This window comes from Caulobacter rhizosphaerae (genome assembly GCF_010977555.1).
GTDB lineage: Bacteria > Pseudomonadota > Alphaproteobacteria > Caulobacterales > Caulobacteraceae > Caulobacter > Caulobacter rhizosphaerae.
Genome location: NZ_CP048815.1, coordinates 3722466 through 3742250, shown reverse-complemented (window position 1 = coordinate 3742250; position 19785 = coordinate 3722466). Strand labels below are relative to the sequence as shown.

Below are 19785 nucleotides of genomic sequence, written 5' to 3'. Positions count from 1 at the left end.
GCCAGTTCCGCGCCGAGCCTAGGCCGCCGCGACGTCGCCCGTCGTGCGGCGCATGCGCCAGAAGCGGATGGTGCGCAGGGCCGCGTCGCGAGGCAGGGCGGCGTAGAGCTCGCCATAGGCCTTGGCCTTGCCCATGGCGTTGTCGCCCGGGTCCAGGATCAGCAGGGCGAAGGTCAGGAACAGGGCCCGGTCGAAGTCCGCCGCCTTGCAGACCACCGACAGGGCGTCCAACTCACGGCGCTCGATGATCTTGCGGGCCGTATGAAAGTCGACATCGGCCAGTTCGGCCAAGGCGACGAGGAAGATAGTGGTGCGGTTGGCGCGCAGCATGGCGACCAGCGCCTGGGGCGTGACGGCGCCGCGGGCCTTCAGGGCCGTGATCTCCTTGACCGCCGCGTCGTAGTCGGCCGGCAGGGCGCCGTCGCTGGCCGCGACGCGGTTGCGGCCAGCCTTGAGGGCGGCTTCCAGAATGGCCGGATCGACGTTGGCGTTTCGCTCCATGATCCGGTCGCGCAACCGCGCCTCGGCCACGAAGTACATCTCGTTGAGCAGGTCCATCGGCAGGGCCTGACGATCGATCACCGCCTCGTGCAGCTCGGGATTGGCGGCTGCGCGGTCGACCGCCGCCTCGTGGGCCTGGCGCGACAGCACCGCGCCCTCGTTGCGCAGCAGCACGCCCAGGGTGGTGTCGTCGCCGCGCTCGACGATGGCGTCGGACACCTGGCTGGGCACGACGGAACGCTGCGAGATGGCCCGCAGGTGGTCCTGGCCCTGGGTGCGGGCCAGGTGCAGCAGGTCGGCCTCGCTGAGCTGCGGCGCGCCCTGCAGGATCGGACGGGCGACGGCGATGCTGTCGCTGGCCAGGGCGCGGGTCAGGGTCGGCGGCGGGGCGGCGCTCGTACCCAGCCGTTCGGCCAGCTCGATCCGCACCGCCTCTTCCATCTCGCCGGCCAGTTGGCCCAGCACGTCGTCGAACAGGCCCATCTCCACGTCGCCGTGGCCTTCCGCGGTGAAGAACAGATCGGTGACGCCGCGCAGCAGTTCGCGGCGACGCGAGCTGGACGGCTCATCGGCCAGGGCGATGAGATCGTGGAGGCGCGACTGGATCAAAGGCCTTGGTTCCGGGTCTTGGCGCGGCGGGCGGCGCTGTCGTCGCCGTCACCATCGTTGTCGCCACGCGCTCCGGCCGCCAGCCAGTCGGCCGAGCCGTGCGCCGGCGCGGCGTCCTCGGCTGGCGCGGAGGCGGCTTCGGTGGTGATCAGCACCTGGTGGTCGGGCCCGGCGGGCGGGATCGGGTCGGGGGTCAGGCCGGACTCGCGGGCCACGGAATAGAAGCGGGCCCCGATCACACCCGTGTTGGCGGCGGCGAGCTGGCGGGGCGCCGGCGGCGGGAGGGCAGGAACGGGCGCTGGAGCCGACACTGGCGTGGCGGCAGGCGCTGAGGCGGCGGTCGTCATGCGAACGCTGCGATAGCCGGACCAGTCCTTGGCCGGACCCGGCGTGGCGGCGATCGGCGCCGGGCGGGGCGGGGCGGGTTGCGCGGCGGCGGCGGGTGCGGGATGTCCGTCATAGCCGGCCCGGTCGCGAAGCGGCGCGGGAGGAGCCTGCACGGGCGTTGCGACGGGCGATGGACGGGGCGCGGCGTAGAGGCTGGTCGGCAGCGCCCTGGGGCGTGACGCAACAGGCGGCGCAAAGGCGGGGGGCGTGGGGGCGGGCGTCGTAGACGGCGTGTAGGCGGCCGACTCGGGTCGTGCGCTGTAGCCCGCCCAAGCGGCCAGCGGGGCGGGTTGGGCCGGCCTCGGCGCGGGCGGCGCGGCGGCGACCGGGTCGCTCGAAGCCTCGCGCTTGTTGGCCCAGCTGAGCATCGGACCGTCGTAACGCGCGGGCGCGGCGACCGAAGCCTGACGAGGCGTCGTCGGACCGTAGCGGCTCTCGCGCGCGCCCTCGGCATGGGCCGGAGCGGCGAGGCAGAACAGCACGGGCAGGAGCAGGGCGAGGCGCATGAACCGGTCCGACAGGTCGCAGGATCGGAGCAATTAATAGGGATCGGGACTTAATCTTGACCTAACGCGGCCTGACCACGCCGCAAGTTTGTGGGCTTTGCGTCGTCTTTTCGACTCGGGGTTTCAAAGTCTCAGCGACCGCGCCACCATGTCAGCAGGCGGCGCTCGGCCAGGCTGAGCAGCCCGTGCAGAGCCACGCCAAGGAGGGCAAGGACCGCCAGGGCGGCGAACACCCGCGCGGTCTGCAGGCGGTTCGACGCCTCCAGGATCCGCCAGGCCAGGCCCTGGTTCCCGCCCGATCCGGCCACGAATTCGGCGACCACGGCCCCGACCACGGCCAGGCCGGCCGCCACCTTGTGGCCCTCCAGCAGGGCAGGCAGGGCCGAGGGCAGCCGCAGCCGCCACAGGCGCTGGGTCCGGCGGGCGCCATAGAGGTCGAACAGCCGGGCCAGGTCCGGATCGACCGCCTTGAGGCCGGTCAGGGCGCCGGAGAAGATCGGGAAGAAGGCCGCCACCGCCGCCAGGGCGACGACGGCGCGCTGCGGGTGCTCGATCCCGGCCCAGATGGTCATCAGCGGCCCGATGGCCACCAGCGGCGTGACCTGCAGGGTCACGGCGACGGGGCGCACGGCCTCCTCGACGGTCGGATTCAGACTGACCGCCAGGGCCAGGCCGCACGCCAGGACGCTGGCCAGGGCCAGGCCGACCAGGGCGGTCGACAGGGTGGTCCAGGCGCTGGCCAGCAGCAGCGGCCAGCCCTCGGCCAGCGCCGCGCCGATCGCCGAGGGCGCGGGCAGCAGATAGACAGGGATCGCCAGGACTCGACAGGCGGCTTCCCAGACGGCCAGCAGCAGGACGATCAGGGTCAGGGGGGCGAGGATCTTCATGCGGCGAACCCCCTCCGGCCCTTTGGGCCACCTCCCCCAGAGGGGGAGGATCTACCGGCGCCTAGATGCGCGCCCTCTGGGGGAGCTGTCGCGAAGCGGCTGAGGGGGCTCACGCGACGGCTCCCAGGTTCCCCGCCAGCAGTCGCGACACCTGCTCCGCCGTCTCGCGGAACGCGGCCGTGGTGCGGAAGCCTGGCGGCCGGACCACCGGCCCCTCGACCGCCACCTCCCCGACGATGCGGCCCGGGCTCGCGCTCATCACCACCACGCGGCGGGCCATGTAGACGGCCTCCTCGACATTGTGGGTGACGAAGACCACCGCGGGGGCCAGCTCGGCCGCCAGGGCCAGGACGTCGTCGGCCAGGGCGCGACGAGTGATCTCGTCCAAGGCCGCGAACGGCTCGTCCAGCAGCAGCAGGCGCGGGCGGGTGACCAGGGCGCGGGCCAGGGACGCACGCATGGCCATGCCGCCGGACAGCTGGGCGGGCCGGGCGTTCTCCACCCCCTTGAGGCCAACCTTGGCCAGGGCCTCGATCGCTCGGTCGCGCCCTTCGGTCCTGGGCGTTCCTGCCAGTTCCAGCGGCAGGGCGACATTGGCCGCCGCGCTCATCCAGGGGGCCAGGGTCGGGGCCTGGAACACAACCGAGGTCTCGCCCTTGCCGGCGGCGCGGGTCACCATCCCGCGGGTCGGCGCCTCCAGCCCCGCCAGCAGCCGCAGGGCCGTGGACTTGCCGCAACCGGACGGCCCGACCAGGGCGACGATCTCGCCGGGCGCGAGGGCGAGATCGACCGGTCCCAGGACGCGCCCGCGGGCGTAGTCGACCTCGACGGCGGAAAGGCTGGCGATCAACCCAGGCATAGGGTGGGGAACTGGGCGGCGTGCACCCCTAAGGCGGACAGGGCGAGCACCAGCTGGGCGGCGCAGATCGTCCAGAACGACACGGGATGCCGGGCACGCTTGATCGTCCCGAAAAACGGAAAGGCGACCTTCCCCGTCTGGAGGGAGGCCATCAACAGTCCGCAGAGCAGGATCGCGGCGGCCAGGAACCACCAGGTCGGTTCGGGGCGGGCGGGGTGCTTCTCCATGCGCCGGCTACTGGACTTTGGGCAGGAATTTCAGCGTGTAGGCCGACTTGTAGTCCATGTCCTTGGGATAGACGCCCTGCTCGGAGGCCACCTTGAAGAACTCGGCCCAGCGGGCGTCGTCCATCCTGCCCACACCCTGGCGGGGCACGATGCCGTAGGCGCGCATCTTCTCGCGGGCCTGGTCCAGGACATCCTGGGTCATTTCCGGATTGTCCTTGAGGATAAGGGCGTCGCCAGGCTTGGGGTCGCCGTAGAGGTAGCTGGTCCAGCCGGCGGCCGTGGCCTCGACGAAAGCCTTCACCGCGGCCGGGTTCTTGGCGATCAGGGCGTCGGGAACCAGGGCGAACGAGGCGTAGGCCGGATAGCCGTCGTCGGCCAGCAGGAAGACCTTGGGCGTGACCTTGCCTTCCTTCTCGATCAGGTAGGGTTCGGAGGTGACGTAGCCCTGCTGGACCACCGAGTTGTCGGCCAGGAACGGCGCGGCCGAATAGTTGTACTTGCGCACCTGGTCGTCGGTGAAGCCGTGCTTGGCCTTCAGCCAAACCCAGAAGGCGGTGATCGAGGCGTCCGACAGCAGGATCGGGTGGCCCTTCATGTCGGCGATGGAATTGATCCCCTGGCCGTCGTGGGCGATCAGCACCTGGGGGTCCTTGTCCATGAAGGCGGCGACGGCTTTGACCGGCACCTTCTCCTTGGCCAGGTTCAGCACGATGAAGCTGTTGGAGCCGACGCCGACGTCGACCGCGCCGGTGGCCAGAAGCTGGGGCACGTTCACGCCCGGGCCGCCCTGGATCAGGGTCACGTCCAGGCCGCGCTTGCTGTACTCGCCGGTCGCCAGCGCCTGGTAGTAGCCCCCCAGCTCGGCCTCGCCCTTCCAGTCGGTGGCCAGTTTCAGGGCGGTGTGGCCGGGCGCCTCGACGACCTCCTTCTTGGCCGGCGAGCAAGCGGCCAGGACGGCGCAGAAAGCCAACGTTGCCAGGCGCAGGATCTTCATCGTCGTCTCCCCGAATTGCGGGGCGGAGGTTAGTGGGGCAGGCGGGGCGTGGGAAGCCCGGTATGAGATAGGAGGCTCACCCACTTGCCCCCACGCCCTCATAGGAGGTGGAGCGTTGGGCGGAGCGCTCTTCCCCCTCTGGGGGAAGACGACCGCAAAGCGGTCCGTAGAGGGCAAGTGTTCGCCGCGGGAAGGTCCTACCGCCGCGCCAGCCAGCGGCTGACCTTGGCGTACAGCACCTCGCGCTGCACCGGCTTGGCCACGTGGTCGACCATGCCGGCGGCGTAACAGCGCTCGACCTGCTGCGGCAGGGCGTCGGCGCTCATGGCGATGATCGGCACCTCGCCCGCCTCGCCGTCGAGGGCGCGGATGGCGCGGGTGGCGGCCAGGCCGTCCATCTGCGGCATGTGGATGTCCATCAGGATGATATCGAAGCCGCCGCGCGCCGCCTTGGCCACCGCCTGCTCGCCGTTGTCGGCGGTCTCGACCTGGCAGCCGACCAGGCTCAGCAGGGCCGCGCCGATCTCGCGGTTCATCGGATGGTCGTCGACCAGCAGGATGCGGGCCGCGCCAGGGGCGGCGACCGGCTGCGGTTCGCCGACGTCATAGGGCTCGACCTGCGGCGCCTGCAGTTCCAGCCAGAAGGCCGAGCCATGGCCCGGGGCGCTGTCGAAGCCGATCTTGCCGCCCATCAACTCGACCAGCGCCTTGCTGATCGCCAGGCCCAGGCCCGCGCCGCCGTAGGGACGGCTGGCCGAGCTGTCGACCTGGCTGAAGCGCTGGAACAGCCGGCCCTGCCGCTCGACGGCGATGCCGACACCGGTGTCGACGATTTCGAACTTCAGCCGGTCCTCGAGCTCGCCGGGCTCGATGGTCAGGCAGGCCCGGATCCGCCCCGCCTCGGTGAACTTCACCGCGTTGTTGAGCAGGTTCAGCAGCACCTGGCGCAGGCGCAGGCCGTCCAGGTCGTGCAGGCCGCCAACCGGATCGACGACGTCGACCTCGAGCGCCAGCCCCTTGTTCTCGGCCTCGGGCCGGATGATCCCGACCGCGTCGTGCAGCACCGCCGCCGCCGAGGTCGGCTGGAACAGCAGTTCGACCTGACCGGCCTCGACCCGCGAGAAGTCGAGGATGTCGTTGACGACGGTCAGCAGGGCCGTGCCGGCGCTGTCGATCAGGGTCAGTTGCCGGCGGACGTCGGGCGCCAGGTCGCGGCGTTCGACCAGCAGCTGCGAGAAGCCCAGCATGCTGTTCAGCGGCGTGCGGATCTCGTGGCTCATGGTGGCCAGGAACTCGGTCTTGGCCTCGTTGGCGGCCAGGGCCCGGGCTCGGGCGGCGCGGGTCAGCTGTTCGCGCCGCATCAGCAGACGGCGCAGGCGTTCCTGCTGAGCCAGGGCCAGGCCCGCGGCCAGGCTGGTGACGAACAGCACGCCGACGAACACCTGGACCAGCCGGTTCTGGTGGGCCTGCGACCAGTCGGTCTGGATCTGCGAGTTCCACAGGCCGTGAACGGTCAGCGGAATGGCCACGCAGGCGACGATCAGCGACGTCTGGGCCGCCCCGCGCGGACCCAGGCGGAAAGCGGTCAGCAGGGCGATCGGGAACAGCATGAATGGCACGGGCAGCCCCTTGCGGTGGAACACCAGCGCCGACAGGGCGGCCGCCAGCAGGGCCAGGCCCAGTTGCTCCAGCAGCGGGCGGTGGAACGCGCGGCGATGCTCGCTGTCCAGCAGCACCAGCACGGCGGGCAGCACGATGGCCATGCCCAGCACGCCGCACACGAACCAGTCGGTCAGCACCGTCACGAAGGGCAGGCCATAGGTCAGGGCCAGCACGGTCGCGGCCAGCGTGGCCATGGCCAGTATGACGGGCGCGGTCAGGGTGGTCAGCAAGGCCAGCTGCCGCATGGTCCGCACGCGCGGCGGACCGAAAAAGCGCCTGACCACCCACCAGACCAGCAGGGCCTCGCCGACGTCGACCAGGGTGTAGAGGATGGCGTGCCCCAGGCTGTCGCCGACCATCAGGTCGATGGCCAGATGGCTGACCGCCGCGATGACGATCAGAACGACCCGGCGACGGGGATTCAGCACCAGCAGGCCGCCCGCCAGCAGGGCGTTGGTCGGCCACAGGGTGGCGATGCCGAGCGCGTTGCGGGTCAGGAAGTCGCTGAAGGCCTGGCTGGCCAGCAACGCCACGGCCAGGACGAGCAGGATCCGATCCTGCCGCCGCTGTTCCTGATGGGCGACGTTAGCCTGCATGGGTGTTCCCGTTCCCCGGTCGGGACAAATACGCGAACCGAGCCGCTACGGTTCTCCGATAGGCGGCGCTGTGACGCTTTGCCGCATCCTGGGGTGCAGCGCAATCGCGTCATGGTTGCGTTTCGTCCTCGTGCAGGATTTCCCGGCGCCGCCAGGCGTCGATCCGCGTCATCAGCGGCGTGGCGGTTACGCCGTGGACCAGGATCGAGCAGAGCACCACGAAGCCGGTGATCGCCCATAGCCGGTCCCACCGATGGAAGTCGCCGTGGTTGAGGCCATAGGCCAGGTAGTAGAACGATCCCAGCCCCCGGATGCCGAAGAACGCCACGACCGCGCGTTCCCGCTTCGAATGCGGGGCGCCGGTCAGACCGATCCAGCCGGCGAGGGGGCGGACGACGAAGACCAGGGCCAGGCCGAACGCCACTTCCTTCCAGGTCAGGGAGTCCAGCAGGCCGCCCGCCACCGCCCCGCCCAGCAGGACCAGCACCAGCATCATCAGCAGGCGCTCCACCTGCTCGGCGAAATCGTGCATGGCCTCGTGGAATGCGTGGTCGCGCTCGGTCTCCCGCAGGGCCAGGGCGGCGATGAACACGGCCAGGAAGCCGTAGCCGTGCGCGGCCTCGGCCACGCCGTAGGCCACCAGGGTGGCGCCCAGGGCCACCAGCCCGTCGCCGGTGCCCGAGATCCGGGCGTGCGGGGCCTTGAACGTCGCCCAGCCCAGAGCCCGGCCCACCGCCCAGCCCACGCCTGCGCCGGCCGCCACGCGCCACAGCACGTCGACCGCCAGCCAGTGGGTCAGCAGCGGGGCGCTGACCACACCGCCCGCCAGGCCCAGTCCGACCGCCAGGTGCACGAACGGAAAGGCGAAGCCGTCGTTGAGACCGGCCTCGGAGGTCAGGGCGAACCGCGCCTCGCCGTCCTCGCCCGAGCGGGGCGGTCCGACCTGGACGTCCGAGGCCAGCACCGGGTCGGTGGGCGCCAGCGCGCCGCCCAGCAGCAGGGCCGCGGCCAGCGGCAGGCCCAGGCCGTGCACGCCCATCAGCGTCACCGCCAGGATGCTGAGCGGCATGGTGACCGCGATCAGCCGCCAGGACGATTCCCAGCGCCGCCAGCCGATCCGTCGGTCGATCTTCAGCCCCGCGCCCATCAGCGAGACGATCACCACGATCTCGGTCAGCCGTTCGGTCAGGGTCGAAAAGCGCAGGGGATCGGAGCGGAACGGCAGGACGCCGCCGTGGAACACCACCACCCCGATCAGCACGCACAGGATGGCCACGGAAAGCGGCAGACGGCTGAGCGCCATCGGCAGCCAGGCGATCAGCAGGACGACGACGCCCAGGCCCAGCAGGAACAGCAGGTACGAATCGAACATGGGTCCCTAACGCGCGGGCCGAGCGACCGGAGCCATGGGAGGACCGAACCCAGCGGCGCCGTCGGGCGTTACGAGCCAGGCGATCGTGCACAGGAGCTGGAGCGCATGGACAAACTGTTCGCCAAATTCGCCAACGCCACGGCGCGCATCACCGGCAGCCCGCCGGCCTTCCTGGTTTGCGTGCTGCTGGTCGTCGTCTGGGCCGCCAGCGGGCCGATCTTCAAGTTCTCGGAAACCTGGCAGCTGGTGATCAACACCGGCACCACGATCATCACCTTCCTGATGGTGTTCCTGATCCAGAACACCCAGAACCGCGACGGCGCGGCCGTTCAGACCAAGCTGGACGAGCTGATCCTGACCTCCGAGGCCGAGAACGACTTCATGGGCATCGAGAAGCTGACCGAGAAGGAACTGGCGGCCATGCACGCCCGCTGCGTCGAGCACGCCAAGGTCGCCCAGGATCGGCTGGAGAAGGTGTCGGCCGTTCGCGAGTCCCGCAAGAACGCCAAGGCGGCGCCCAAGGCCAAACGCGCCCCGGCCAAGCGCCCGGCCGCCAAGAACGCCCCGGCGCGCCGGGTGAAGACGTCCTGATCTTCGCCCATCCCGACGTTCGCCGGGCGGGCGCCGGGTCGCCTACTTCTTCTCCAGCAGCAATTGGCCCTGCTTCTTGACCTGACCGGTGATCTTGCCGGCGATCATGCCCAGCAGGCCGGGCAGGACGATGTCCATCCGCACCGACTGGTCGAACACGGTCAGCACGCCGGAGATCGGCTGGCCCATGGCCTGGGCCGAGAAGGTCAGGGCGTCGCCGGCCCAGGCCTTCTGGACATCCTTGACCATGCCGCCCGTCTGGCTGAGCAACTGGCCGAACCCTTCCTCGATGCGGCGGCGCGCCTCGGCCGCCCCCAGCTGGTGGGGAATGGTGATGGTCACCGGCTTGCTCATGCGCGTGGCGCTCCTTTGTCCATGGGCCTAACGCCCGCGAGGGACATATGGGGCCGAGCAGCGTCCGTCTCTACGTCCGGATCTGACGCATCGACCGGCGAAGGTCGGCGCATCCACGGAGGACGCCATGACCGACATCGCCATGCCCAGCCTGTTCCAGCCCCAACCCCGTTCGGTCCGCTTCACCCGTCCCGGCCGGCCCGGCGGCGTTCTCGGCGCTCTGAACTACGCCGGCGTGCTGCTGGTCTGGGCCGCCCTGTTCGTGGTGCGGCCGGGCCTGGCGATGCAGGTGTTCCGCGAGCGCCGCGCCGACTCGCCGATCCGCCGTCGCCACTAGGCTAGCCAAGTCGAGCGATCGGTGGGATGGCAGGGGGCATGCAGCGCATCGTCTCCATCGCCCATGTCAGCCACCGCCTGAAGGCCCCGTTCCGCATCTCGCGCGGGGTCAAGACCGCCGCCGAGGTCGTGGTGGTCGAGATCGTCGAGGGCGAGCTGGTCGGTCGCGGCGAGAGCGTGCCCTACGCCCGCTACGGCGAGACGGTCGACAGCGTGGTCGCCCAGCTGCGCCCCGCCGCCCAGGCCTTGCGCGAGGGCGCGGGGCCGCACGAGGCCTTGGCCCTGCTGACGGCCGGCGCGGCGCGCAACGCCCTGGACTGCGCCCTCTGGGACCTGCGGGCCAAGCGGGAGGGGTTGAGCGTTGAGGCCCTGACCGCCTTGCGCGTTCCCGACAGCTTGGTCACCGCCGTGACGGTCAGCCTGGACGGCCCCGAAGCCATGGCCGCGGCCGCCCGGGCCGTGGCTTCCGCCCCGCTGATCAAGGTCAAGCTGTCGGCCGACGATCCCGCCGCCCGGCTGCTGGCCGTGGCCCGGGCCGCGCCGGACGCCCGGCTGATCGTCGATCCCAACGAGGGCTGGGACTTCGCGACGCTCGACGGTCTCAAGCCCGTGCTGTCGGACCTCAACATCGCCCTGGTCGAGCAGCCCTTGCCGGCCGGCGAGGATCAGGCGCTGGAGGGCTACGATCCGCCTTACCCGATCTGCGCCGACGAGTCGGTGCACGTGGCCGAGGATCTGGCGGCGCTCAAGGGCCGCTATCGCGCCGTGAACCTCAAGCTCGACAAGGCCGGCGGACTGTCCGAGGCCCTGCTGATGCTGGAGGAAGCGCGCAACCACGGCTTCGTCCTGATGGTCGGCTGCATGGTGGCCTCGTCCCTGGCCATCGCGCCCGCCCTGCACCTGGCGGGCTCCTGCGCCTTCGCCGACCTGGACGGACCCTGGTGGCTGGCGCAGGACCATCCCGGCGGCTGCCGGGTGGCGGACGGGCGGATGACGCGGCCCGCCGAGGGGTTCTGGGGTGACGGAATGACAGCGACCGGCCTGTGGCTCTGAGCGCACAGGACGGCGCGCGACGGCAGGATCTGAGCTGTACTTTCGCGCGCATGGATGTAACCTTTGATTGAATAATCAGGGAGGTATCGTCATGCGTAAGCGTTCCATGGCTTTGGCGGCCGTCGCCGCCTCGATCCTGCTCACGCCGCAGGCTCTCACCCCCAAGGCCCAGGCCTTTGGCACCATCCGCAGCCTGGGCCAGAACGCCGAGCATGAGCGCATCACGCGCAGCGGCCTGGCCACGTTCGGCTTCGGATCGGACTCGCTGGATCAGCTGGCCGGCAAGAACGGCACCTGGGGCGCGGTCGGCGCGCCCGACAACCCGACGCGCGGCCTGATGAGCAGCAAGCCCGCCCACTGCGACGGCGGCGACTTCTTCACGCCGGGCGCCTATCCCCAGAGCGCCGCCACCGCCCAGAATATCCTGACCTCGTGCCGCACCTACATCTACAACAACATCAATGCGGCGGTGAGCGACGCGGCCGGCCTGGTGAAGCCGAACCTGCAGCTGGGCAGCACCAGCATCTTCGGCGGCTGCACGTTCAACGGCGTCAAGGGCCGGGCCAAGTGCAACGTGTTCGAGGACATGGGCATGGCGTTCCACGCCGCCCAGGATTTCTACTCGCACAGCAACTGGATCGACACGCCGCGCGCCGCGCCCTCGATCGCCGATCCCCAGGGCCTGAACCACGCCGCGCCCGCGCCATGGCTGTCGCCGGCTGGCGGCGCGTTTCCGGCGGGCCTGATCAGCGGCTGCTACGACGGCTTCCCGGAGTCGCTGTACTGCAGTGGGCGGATCAGGCACGCGGTGCTCAACAAGGACACCACCGGCACCGCGCGCGGCTTGCCGGCCTATAACCGGGCCATGGACGTCGCCGCCCAGGACACCCGGGCCAAGTGGGCCTATTTCGAGAGCCGCCTGGTCGCCGTCTACGGCGCGCCGCGCGGGAACAAGATGATCTGCGTGCTGAAGCGGGACAATCCGGGAAGCTGCTAGACTCTCGGACAGTCTTCCCGGTGGGGAGAAGGCCTCGCGCCTTCGGGGACGACCGCCTGGCGGGCGTGGCGAGCGGGCTCCAGGGCCAGCGTTAAGTCTCGCCAGGCGCCGCGCGGCATGGGCCAGATTGAACGTTTTGGGCGGCCGAGCGTACCAAAGGAGAAGCGCGGCGCCGGACGCGGTTCTTCCGCCGCGCGAAGCGGTTTAGGTCGGTGGCCCGCGCTCCCTGAACGAGACTCCTCATGCCCTTCGACACGCCGCCTCCCATCGAGCAGGTGATCGTCACCGCCGCGCGCCTGCCGCCGGCCGCGGCCGAGGCTGCGTTTTCCGCCGTCCATCTGGGCGAGGGCGACCTGGCGAAGAGCCAGCGGGTGGACGAGGCGATAGGCCAGACGCCGGGCGTGTCGCTGTTTCGCCGCACCTCCAGCCTGTCGGCCAATCCCACCACCCAGGGGATCAGCCTGCGGGCCATCGCGCCGTCCGGCGCGGGGCGGACCCTGGTCACCCTGGACGGCGTACCGCTGAACGACCCGTTCGGCGGCTGGGTGATCTGGTCGCAGCTGGCCCCGGAGTCCCTGGCCGGGATCGACGTCGTGCGCGGGGCAGGGGCGGGCCCCTACGGGGCCGGCGCCCTGACCGGCGTCATCGGACTCAAGGAGCGGGACGCGGGCGTCGCCGCCGACGTCTCGGTCGGCGAGCTGGGCTCCAAGCGCGCCTCCGCCGCGGCCACCTCGACCTTCGGGCGGTTTGAGTTCACCGGCGCGGCCTTCTACGACAAGTCCGACGGCTACGTGCCGGTGCGGGGCGACGCCCGAGGCGCGGCCGACACCCGGACCGACCTGGAGGCCAAGAGCATCTCCGGCCGCGTCGACATGGCCACGGCCCTGGGCCTGCTGTCGCTGCGCGGCGGGTTCTTCGAGGAGGATCGCGGGGCGGGGCTGGCCGGAGCCCGCGCCAACGCCTCGGGCAACGTGTTCAGCGCCACCCTGGTCAAGGCCCCGCGCGGCGCGGCCCTGGGCTGGAAGCTGCAGGCCTGGCGGCGGACCAGCGACCTGTTCAACAGCTCGGTCGCCGTTGCCGCCGGTCGCTCGGCCACCACGCCGGCCAACAGCCAGGACAAGACCCCGGCTACCGGCTGGGGCCTCAACGGGGCCCTGCGCCGCAAGGCCGGCGGGCTGGAGTGGGAGCTGGGCGCCGACGCGCGCCTGAACGACGGCGAGGAGCGCGAGCGCTACAGCTATTTGGGCGGGACCTACACCCGCAACCGCGTGGCCGGCGGCAAAACCGCGGTGGCCGGGGCCTATGCCGATGGATCGTGGACGGCAGGCTCCTGGCTGGTGGCCGGCGGCCTGCGGCTCGACCACTGGGCGACCACCGACGGCTTCCGGGTCGAGCGTAGCGCCCTGACCGGGGCGGTGCTGCTGGACCAGCATCCGGCCGATCGCGACGGCGAGGTGGTCAGCGGCCGGCTGGGCGTGACCCGCGACCTGGGCGGCGGAACGACGGCCCGCCTGGCGGGCTATACCGGCTTCCGGCCCGCCAGCCTCAACGAGCTCTATCGCCCGTTCCGGGTGGGCAACGACGTCACCGAGGCCAATGCGGGGCTGAAGCCCGAGCGACTGCAGGGCCTGGAGGCCGGCGTCTCGCACAAGGGCGACAAGGGGCTGGTCGAGGCCACGGCGTTCTGGAACCGGATCGAAGACCCGATCGTCAACGTCACCCTGGGCGCCGGGCCAGGAACCTTCCCGATCGGCGGCTTCATCCCGGCCGGCGGCGTGCTGCGCCAGCGCCAGAACGCGGGGACGATCGACGCGGTCGGGCTGGAAGGCCGCGCCGAGCGCACGGTCGGCGCCGTGACTCTGAGCTCGGCCCTGTCGGTCACCGACGCCCGGGTGGACGGCGGTTCGACGGCTCCGCAGCTGACCGGCAAGCGCCCGGCCCAGGCCCCGATCTGGAGCGCCACGGCGGGCCTGTCGGCCGAGCTGACCGAAACCCTGGCCCTGACCACGGACCTGACCTGGGAAGGCAAGCGGTTCGAGGACGACTTGAACAGCCGCGTGCTCGATCCGGCCTGGCGGCTGGACGCCCGGCTGGACTGGCGTGTGAAGCCCCTGGTGACGCTGTACCTGGTCGGCGACAACCTGCTGGACGCCAATATCCAGACCTCGCGGACGGCGGACGGCGTAGCGGGGTATGCGGCCCCGAGGGTGGTGCGGGTGGGACTGAGGGTGGCGCTGTAGGGACCGGGGACATGCCCTCGCGGCGTGTCCCCAGCGTCGAGCGACGCGCCGGCAAGTGGGGGACACGCCGCGAGGGCGTGTCCCGATCACCGCACCGGCTTGCCCTCGAACACCACCTTGGCCCCCTTCTGCACCGCTGCGCCCAGTTCGGCCGCGTCCCAGTTGGTCAGCCGCACGCAGCCGTGCGAGGCGCGCTTGTTGACCAGCTTGGGGTCGGGCGTGCCGTGGATGCCGTAGGTGTCCTTGGTCAGGTCGATCCAGGTGGAGCCCACCGGATTGTTCGGCCCGGCCTTGATGGTCAGCTTTCCCGTCGGCTTGCCGAACGTCAGGCGCGAGGGATCGTAGGTATAGGTCGGGCGCGGGGCCACGGTGTTGACCGCCCACTCGCCGACCGGGGCCGGGCGCTCGGTGCTGCCCACCGTGGCCGGATATACCGCTAGCAGCTTGTCGCCGTCGGCATAGGCCTTGAGCACGCCCCTGGCGTTGTCGATCTCGATCCGCGTGACCTTGCCGTCCAGGCCGTCGGGCCCCAGGGCGGCGACGATGATCGTGGTTCCGGCCTGGGAGAAGTCGACGCCGGGGTTGAGCGCCTGCAGCAGCGGCTCGTCCATGTGGAACTTCTCGGCCAGGGCCTCCAGCGGCGAGCCGTAGCCGAGGGCCGGCAGCTTGGCCATCGCCTCGTAGTCGTCCTTGGGGATGTCGGGGGTGAACGGCCCGGCGACGTCTTCCGGCGTGATCACGTAGTCGGTCAGGGCCGGGCCGGCGTCGGCGACCAGGGCGTCCCAGACGGCGGGGCTCAGCTTGCCGTCGACGGTCAGCCGGCGGGCTTCCTGGAAGGCGCTGATCGCCAGGGTCAGGTTCGAACCTTCCCGGCCGTCGATCACCCCGGGCGAGAAATGGGCGCGGTCGAGCAGCACCTGGGCGCGGGTCAGATAGGCCTGCCTGGCCTGCGGCGTCGTGGCGGCCGGATCGAAGGCGGCGGCGTTCACGGCCTGGGCCAGCGGCGAGGGCGCGGCGGGGGCGACGGCCGGCGCCGCCACCACCGGCGTCTGGGGCTTGGCGGGCGGGGCGGCGGGCTTCGACACGGCCGGCTTGTCCGGCTTCGGGGCGGGATCGGAACAGGCGGCGGTGGCCGCCAGGCAGCCGAGCAGCAAAACGACAGGACGCAGGGGCAAGGGCATGCAAACGACTCCGGGGCGGGAACGCCTTGCCCCTCTCAAGCCTTGAGCCATGGCGAAGTTCCACCACCGGCCTCCCGCGGCCAAGGAGCCCTGTTTGAAGATCCTGCGTTGGCTGATCTGGGTTCTGGGCGGGCTGGCCGTGCTGGTCGCCGCGTTTGTCGCGTGGGTGATGTGGCCGGGCAAGCGCCCCGCGCCGGCCTTGCCGCCGCCCTCGGCCTCGGCGCCGCGCGAACCGGCCCAGTACGCGCCCCCGACCTATCTGCCGTCGAACGATCCGCCGGCCAGCCCAACCCTCCGAGCGGCGCCCGGCGGTTCGCCCGAGGACTGCAACGCCGGCGGCGCCTCGGCCAGCGCCGCGCCGGTCAACGCCGCCTCGCTGACCACCCTGACCTGGACGCCGTTCGGGCGGGCCGAGACCGGGTGGGAGATCTACGCCCCCCGCGTCGCCCACGAGGTCCAGACCGCCTGCGCCCCGGGCACGCCGCGCTTCGCCGCCGCCCTCGCGCGATGGCAAGGCGGTCATGGCCTGAAGCCGACCGGGACCTTCGACCCGGAGACCTTCAAGGTCATGCTCGTGCGCTGGCATCGGGCGCGGCCGTTCGTGAAGGTCAACGGCGAGGGGATCTGCCCCGGCGCGCCGTCGGTCGCCCTGCTGTCCACCGCCAAGCCCGAGGAGAGCTACGGCGGCAAGGCCATCCAGCTGCGGCCCGGCGCCCTGGACGCCTATCGCCGGATGGTCGCCGAGGCAAAGGCGGCCGGGGTGGTGCGCGACCCGCGCGCTCTGACCCTGTTCTCCGGCTTCCGCGACCCGGCCGCCGACGCCGCCCGCTGCGCCCGCGACAACAACTGCCAGGGCGTGTCGCGGACCATCTGCTCGGCCCACCGCACCGGCCTGGCCGTGGACCTGTTCATCGCCGCCGCGCCGGGGTTCGGACCGGACTCCAGCGCCGATCCCAACCGGTTGGCGATGACCCGGTCGGACCTCTATCGCTGGCTAGTGGCCAACGCGGGGCGGTTCGGCTTCGTCAACTACGTGTTCGAGCCCTGGCATTGGGAGTGGACGGGCGAGCCGATGCTGCCGGGCGTGCCGATCGCCAGCCTGCCGCTGGCCGGCTCCGGCCGTCCCGGCGACCCGCTGCTCACTCCGCCCGCAGCACCGGCGCCGGCCGCTGCGCCAGCGCCAAGGCCGCCGCCAAAAGGCCCCCCGCCGTCGAAAGCCCCGCCGCGCCGACCAGCAGGATCATGACCCCGCCCCAGTCGACGCTCCAGCGGGCCTCGAACACCTTGACCACCACCGGCCAGGCGGCGGCGAAGCCCAGGGCCACGCCCGCCGCCCCGGCGATCAGCCCGACCGCGCCGTACTCGATCGCGTAGGCGGCCAGGATCTGGCCGCGCGTGGCGCCCAGCACCTTGAGGGTCGCGGCCTCGCGCGCCCGGGCCCGCGCCCCGGCGGCGATGGCCCCTGCCAGCACCAGCAGGCCGGCCAGGCCCGCCACTGCCGCCGCGCCCCGCACGGCCAGGGCCAGGCGGTCGAACAGGGCGGCGGCGGCGTCCAGCTGCTCGCGGACACTGATGACGTTGACCCCCGGAAAGCTGTCGCCGAGCCGGCGGGTCAGGGCGGCTTCCTGAGGCTTGCCCAGCCGGGCGATGGCGACGTTGCGCAGGTCCGCCCCCTCCAGGGCCCTGGCGTTCAGCACGACGTTGAAGTTGGGGCCGAAACCGCCGAACTCGATCCTGCGCAGCACCGCGACGCGGGCCTCGATGTCGCGGCCCAGGATGGTCAGGGTGACGCTGTCGCCAACTTTCAGCCCCGCGCCCTCGGCTAGCTCGGCGTTCAGGGCCAGCAGCGGCGGGCCGGCGTAGTCGGGCCTCCACCACCGGCCGGCGGTGGTCTCGCCGCCTCCATCCTGGTTGCTTGGCGGCGCGCCGCTCAGCAGGGTCATGCCGATGTCGTTGTCGAAGGCCCAGCGCTGGCCCGGCTTGATCCTGTCCTTATCGACCGGCCGGCCTTTCAGGCCGCTGATCCGGCCGGTGACGAAGGGCAGGCGCAGATAGGTCTCCAGGGTCAGCGGCATGACCTGGGCGACCTCGGCGTCGAACGCAGCGGCTTGGCCGCCGGGGATCTCGGTGAACACCATGGCCGGGGCGGTGCGCGGGGCGGTGGTGGTGATCTGGGTCAGCAGAGCCGACTGGATCAGCACCACGCAGGCCAGCAGGGCCACGCCCAGGCCGATGGCCGGGCTGGCGGTGCGGGCGGCCGAGCGCGGTCCGGCCAGGTTGGCCAGGCCGAGCTTCGCGGGACCGCTGACCAGGCGTCTCATCTTGCCCGCGCCCCAGGCGGCGGCGCGTCCCAGGGCCCAGAGGACCGCGAACGAGACGGCGACCCCGGCGATCATGATCGCCGCGGCGATCGGTGTCGGGGCGGTGGCCACGGCCAGGGCGGCCAGGCCCGCGCCGGCCAGCACCGCGCCCAGGGTTTCCAGGCTCAGCGGAAGGCGGCCGCCCAGGCTGCGGCGAAACAGGGCCGACGGTGGCGCGCGGCGCGCCCTCGCCAGCGGGACCAGCGAGAAGGCCGCGGCCGCCAACAGGCCGAACAGCCCGGCCTTGGCCAGGGGCAGGGGATAGACGGCGAACAGGGCCGGGATCGGCAGGGACGGGCCAGCCAGCTGTCCCAGGACCAGTGGCGCGACGGCGCCGATCGCCAGGCCAATGGCCACGCCCAGGACGGCCAGCAGCCCGATCTGGATCAGGTAGAGGTTGCGGATCAGCGCGCCGTCGGCGCCCAGCGCCTTGAGCACGGCGATCGATGGCTCGCGCGTGGCCAGATAGGCGCTGACCGCGCCGGCCACGCCCAGGCCGCCGGCCACCAGCGAGGCCAGGCCGATGAAGCCGAGGAAGTATTCCAGCTGGTCGATAAGACGGCGCGCGCCGGGGGCGGCGTCCAGGCGGTCGCGAACCTCGAACCCCGCATCGGGAAACCGGGCCTGGACCGCCTTGCCAACGGCGCGCGGGTCCTGGCTGGCCGGCAGGGCGACACGGACCGCGCGACCGGACAGGCCGCCGGGCGCCAGCAGCCCCGAGCGCTCCAGCACCTCGCGGCGCACGAGCACGCGCGGTCCAAGGGCGAAGCCCCGGGAAAGGCCGTCGGGTTCGCTGACCAGCACGGCGCTGGCCCGCAGCGTTATCGGCCCGACCGTGAAGCGGTCGCCCAGCTTCAGGTGCAGGCGGTCCAGCAGGGCCGGCTCGACGGCCGCGCCGGAGACGCCGTCACGGTCGGCCAGGGCGGTCTTCAGGTCGGGCGCGCCGTCCACCTTCACCGTTCCGGCCAGGGGAAAGCGGTGGTCGACGCCGCGCAGGCTGACCAGGCGCCGGTCGCCGCTGGGGGCCTCCGCCATGGCGCGGGCGGCGGCGGTGTAGGTGGTGATTCCCAGCCGATCGAAGGCGGCGCGCTCGGCGGAGGTGAAGTCTCGGTTCTCGACGGAGGCATAGAGGTCGCCGCCCAGGATCTCGCGGGCCTGGCTGGCCAGGCCGTGGCGGAAGGCCTCGGCGGTCGAGCCGGCGGCGGCGATGGCGGCCACGCCCAGGGCCAGGCACGCCAGAAAGATGCGGAAGCCCCGCACCCCGGAGCGCAGCTCGCGGGCGGCCAGGCGAAACGACAGGGCGGCCATCAGGCGAGGATCTTTCCCGTATCGATCTTTCTTGTGTCGATCTGGCCGTCGGCCATTCGCACGATGCGGTCGGCGCGCTCGGCCAGGACCGGGTCGTGGGTGACCATGACCAGGGCGGCGCCGACCTCGGCGATCAGGGCGAACATCAGGTCGGCGACGGTGGTGGCGGTCTTGGCGTCAAGATTGCCAGTCGGCTCGTCGGCGAACAGCAGGGCGGGGCGGGCGGCCAGGGCGCGGGCCAGGGCCACGCGCTGCTGCTCGCCGCCCGACAGCTGGTGTGGATAATGGGTCAGCCGGCCCGACAGGCCCACCCGGCCGAGCCACTGGCGGGCCGTGGCCAAGGCGTCCCTGGCGCCGGCGATCTCCAGCGGCGTGGCGACGTTCTCCTCGGCGGTCATGTTGGGCAGCAGATGGAAGGCCTGGAAGACCAGGGCGGCGCGGCCTCGGCGCAGGCGAGCCCGGCCGTCCTCGTCGAGCCTGGCCAGGTCCTGGCCGAACAGGCGCACGGCCCCTGATGTCGGCTGCTCCAGCCCGGCTCCGACCGCGATCAGCGACGACTTTCCCGAGCCCGACGGACCGATCACCGCCAGCCGTTCGCCCGGGCCCACGGCCAGGTCGACGCCGCGCAGGATGTTCACGGGCCCCGCCGCCGAGGGCAGGGTGAGGGTCACGGCCTCGAGAGCCAGGACGGGCGTGGAGCCTGCAGCCATGAAACTTCCTGATTTCCTGGTCATTGTCTGGACGGAACCCAACCTACATAGGAAG

At 71.8% G+C, this 19785-nt stretch carries 18 protein-coding genes; 6 read left to right on the top strand and 12 right to left on the bottom strand.

Annotated features, from left to right (window positions below; genetic code table 11):
- Window positions 1-18 precede the first annotated feature (18 nt).
- The 8 genes from G3M57_RS17095 to G3M57_RS17060 form a co-directional block, all read right to left on the bottom strand.
- Complete coding sequence (locus tag G3M57_RS17095; protein ID WP_056762749.1) at window positions 19-1110, bottom strand: DUF2336 domain-containing protein; 1092 nt, start codon at window positions 1108-1110, stop codon at window positions 19-21.
- Window positions 1107-2003, bottom strand: coding sequence for a hypothetical protein (locus G3M57_RS17090; RefSeq protein WP_163231917.1), 897 nt, complete (start codon window positions 2001-2003; stop codon window positions 1107-1109). Before G3M57_RS17090 ends, G3M57_RS17095 begins: the two co-directional genes overlap by 4 nt.
- Before the next feature lie 131 nt (window positions 2004-2134).
- A complete protein-coding gene (locus G3M57_RS17085) occupies window positions 2135-2890 on the bottom strand; it encodes an ABC transporter permease (RefSeq protein ID WP_056762747.1) in 756 nt (251 codons plus the stop codon).
- A gap of 109 nt (window positions 2891-2999) precedes the next feature.
- Window positions 3000-3749, bottom strand: a complete 750-nt coding sequence (locus tag G3M57_RS17080; protein WP_163231915.1) for an ABC transporter ATP-binding protein — start codon at window positions 3747-3749, stop codon at window positions 3000-3002.
- Window positions 3737-3976 (bottom strand): hypothetical protein, encoded by a 240-nt coding sequence (locus tag G3M57_RS17075; protein ID WP_056762745.1) that lies wholly within the window; start codon window positions 3974-3976, stop codon window positions 3737-3739. Before G3M57_RS17075 ends, G3M57_RS17080 begins: the two co-directional genes overlap by 13 nt.
- Before the next feature lie 7 nt (window positions 3977-3983).
- The gene (locus G3M57_RS17070; RefSeq protein ID WP_163231913.1) at window positions 3984-4970 is read right to left on the bottom strand and encodes an ABC transporter substrate-binding protein; all 987 of its coding nucleotides are present in this window, start codon (window positions 4968-4970) and stop codon (window positions 3984-3986) included.
- A gap of 197 nt (window positions 4971-5167) precedes the next feature.
- On the bottom strand, window positions 5168-7228 hold the full coding sequence (locus tag G3M57_RS17065) for an ATP-binding protein (protein WP_163231910.1): 2061 nt from the start codon (window positions 7226-7228) through the stop codon (window positions 5168-5170).
- A 109-nt stretch (window positions 7229-7337) separates the two neighbouring features.
- Window positions 7338-8600 (bottom strand): cation:proton antiporter, encoded by a 1263-nt coding sequence (locus G3M57_RS17060; RefSeq protein ID WP_163231908.1) that lies wholly within the window; start codon window positions 8598-8600, stop codon window positions 7338-7340.
- Between the two features lie 105 nt (window positions 8601-8705).
- Between G3M57_RS17060 and G3M57_RS17055 the strand changes: the two genes are divergently transcribed.
- The gene (locus G3M57_RS17055; protein WP_056762730.1) at window positions 8706-9191 is read left to right on the top strand and encodes a low affinity iron permease family protein; all 486 of its coding nucleotides are present in this window, start codon (window positions 8706-8708) and stop codon (window positions 9189-9191) included.
- Window positions 9192-9233: 42 nt separating this feature from the next.
- On the opposite strand, the gene G3M57_RS17050 is transcribed toward G3M57_RS17055, so the two are convergent.
- The gene (locus G3M57_RS17050; RefSeq protein ID WP_056762717.1) at window positions 9234-9545 is read right to left on the bottom strand and encodes a polyhydroxyalkanoic acid system family protein; all 312 of its coding nucleotides are present in this window, start codon (window positions 9543-9545) and stop codon (window positions 9234-9236) included.
- A gap of 127 nt (window positions 9546-9672) precedes the next feature.
- Between G3M57_RS17050 and didA the strand changes: the two genes are divergently transcribed.
- The 4 genes from didA (at window position 9673) to G3M57_RS17030 (ending at window position 14171) form a co-directional block, all read left to right on the top strand.
- Entirely contained in the window at window positions 9673-9882 is a 210-nt protein-coding gene (didA, locus tag G3M57_RS17045) for a DNA damage-induced SOS-independent cell division inhibitor A (protein WP_163231906.1), read from the top strand.
- A 38-nt stretch (window positions 9883-9920) separates the two neighbouring features.
- Entirely contained in the window at window positions 9921-10934 is a 1014-nt protein-coding gene (dgcA, locus tag G3M57_RS17040) for an N-acetyl-D-Glu racemase DgcA (RefSeq protein WP_163231904.1), read from the top strand.
- A 91-nt stretch (window positions 10935-11025) separates the two neighbouring features.
- Window positions 11026-11931 carry a hypothetical protein gene (locus G3M57_RS17035; protein WP_156402438.1) on the top strand — a complete coding sequence of 302 codons (906 nt, stop codon included), beginning with the start codon at window positions 11026-11028 and terminating at the stop codon, window positions 11929-11931.
- Window positions 11932-12173: 242 nt separating this feature from the next.
- Complete coding sequence (locus G3M57_RS17030) at window positions 12174-14171, top strand: TonB-dependent receptor (RefSeq protein WP_163231902.1); 1998 nt, start codon at window positions 12174-12176, stop codon at window positions 14169-14171.
- Window positions 14172-14257: 86 nt separating this feature from the next.
- On the opposite strand, the gene G3M57_RS17025 is transcribed toward G3M57_RS17030, so the two are convergent.
- Window positions 14258-15352 carry a L,D-transpeptidase family protein gene (locus G3M57_RS17025; protein WP_163231900.1) on the bottom strand — a complete coding sequence of 365 codons (1095 nt, stop codon included), beginning with the start codon at window positions 15350-15352 and terminating at the stop codon, window positions 14258-14260.
- A 94-nt stretch (window positions 15353-15446) separates the two neighbouring features.
- Here G3M57_RS17025 and G3M57_RS17020 point away from each other — a divergent pair, with 94 nt between their 5' ends.
- Entirely contained in the window at window positions 15447-16598 is a 1152-nt protein-coding gene (locus tag G3M57_RS17020; protein ID WP_163231898.1) for a M15 family metallopeptidase, read from the top strand.
- Here G3M57_RS17020 and G3M57_RS17015 read toward each other — a convergent pair.
- Both G3M57_RS17015 and G3M57_RS17010 read right to left on the bottom strand, forming a co-directional pair.
- Window positions 16492-19020, bottom strand: coding sequence for an ABC transporter permease (locus G3M57_RS17015; RefSeq protein WP_163231896.1), 2529 nt, complete (start codon window positions 19018-19020; stop codon window positions 16492-16494). The two genes, G3M57_RS17020 and G3M57_RS17015, sit on opposite strands and share 107 nt — an antisense overlap.
- Entirely contained in the window at window positions 19020-19730 is a 711-nt protein-coding gene (locus G3M57_RS17010; RefSeq protein ID WP_163231894.1) for an ABC transporter ATP-binding protein, read from the bottom strand. The genes G3M57_RS17015 and G3M57_RS17010 overlap by 1 nt, the downstream gene beginning before the upstream one ends.
- Between the last annotated feature and the right edge of the window lie 55 nt (window positions 19731-19785).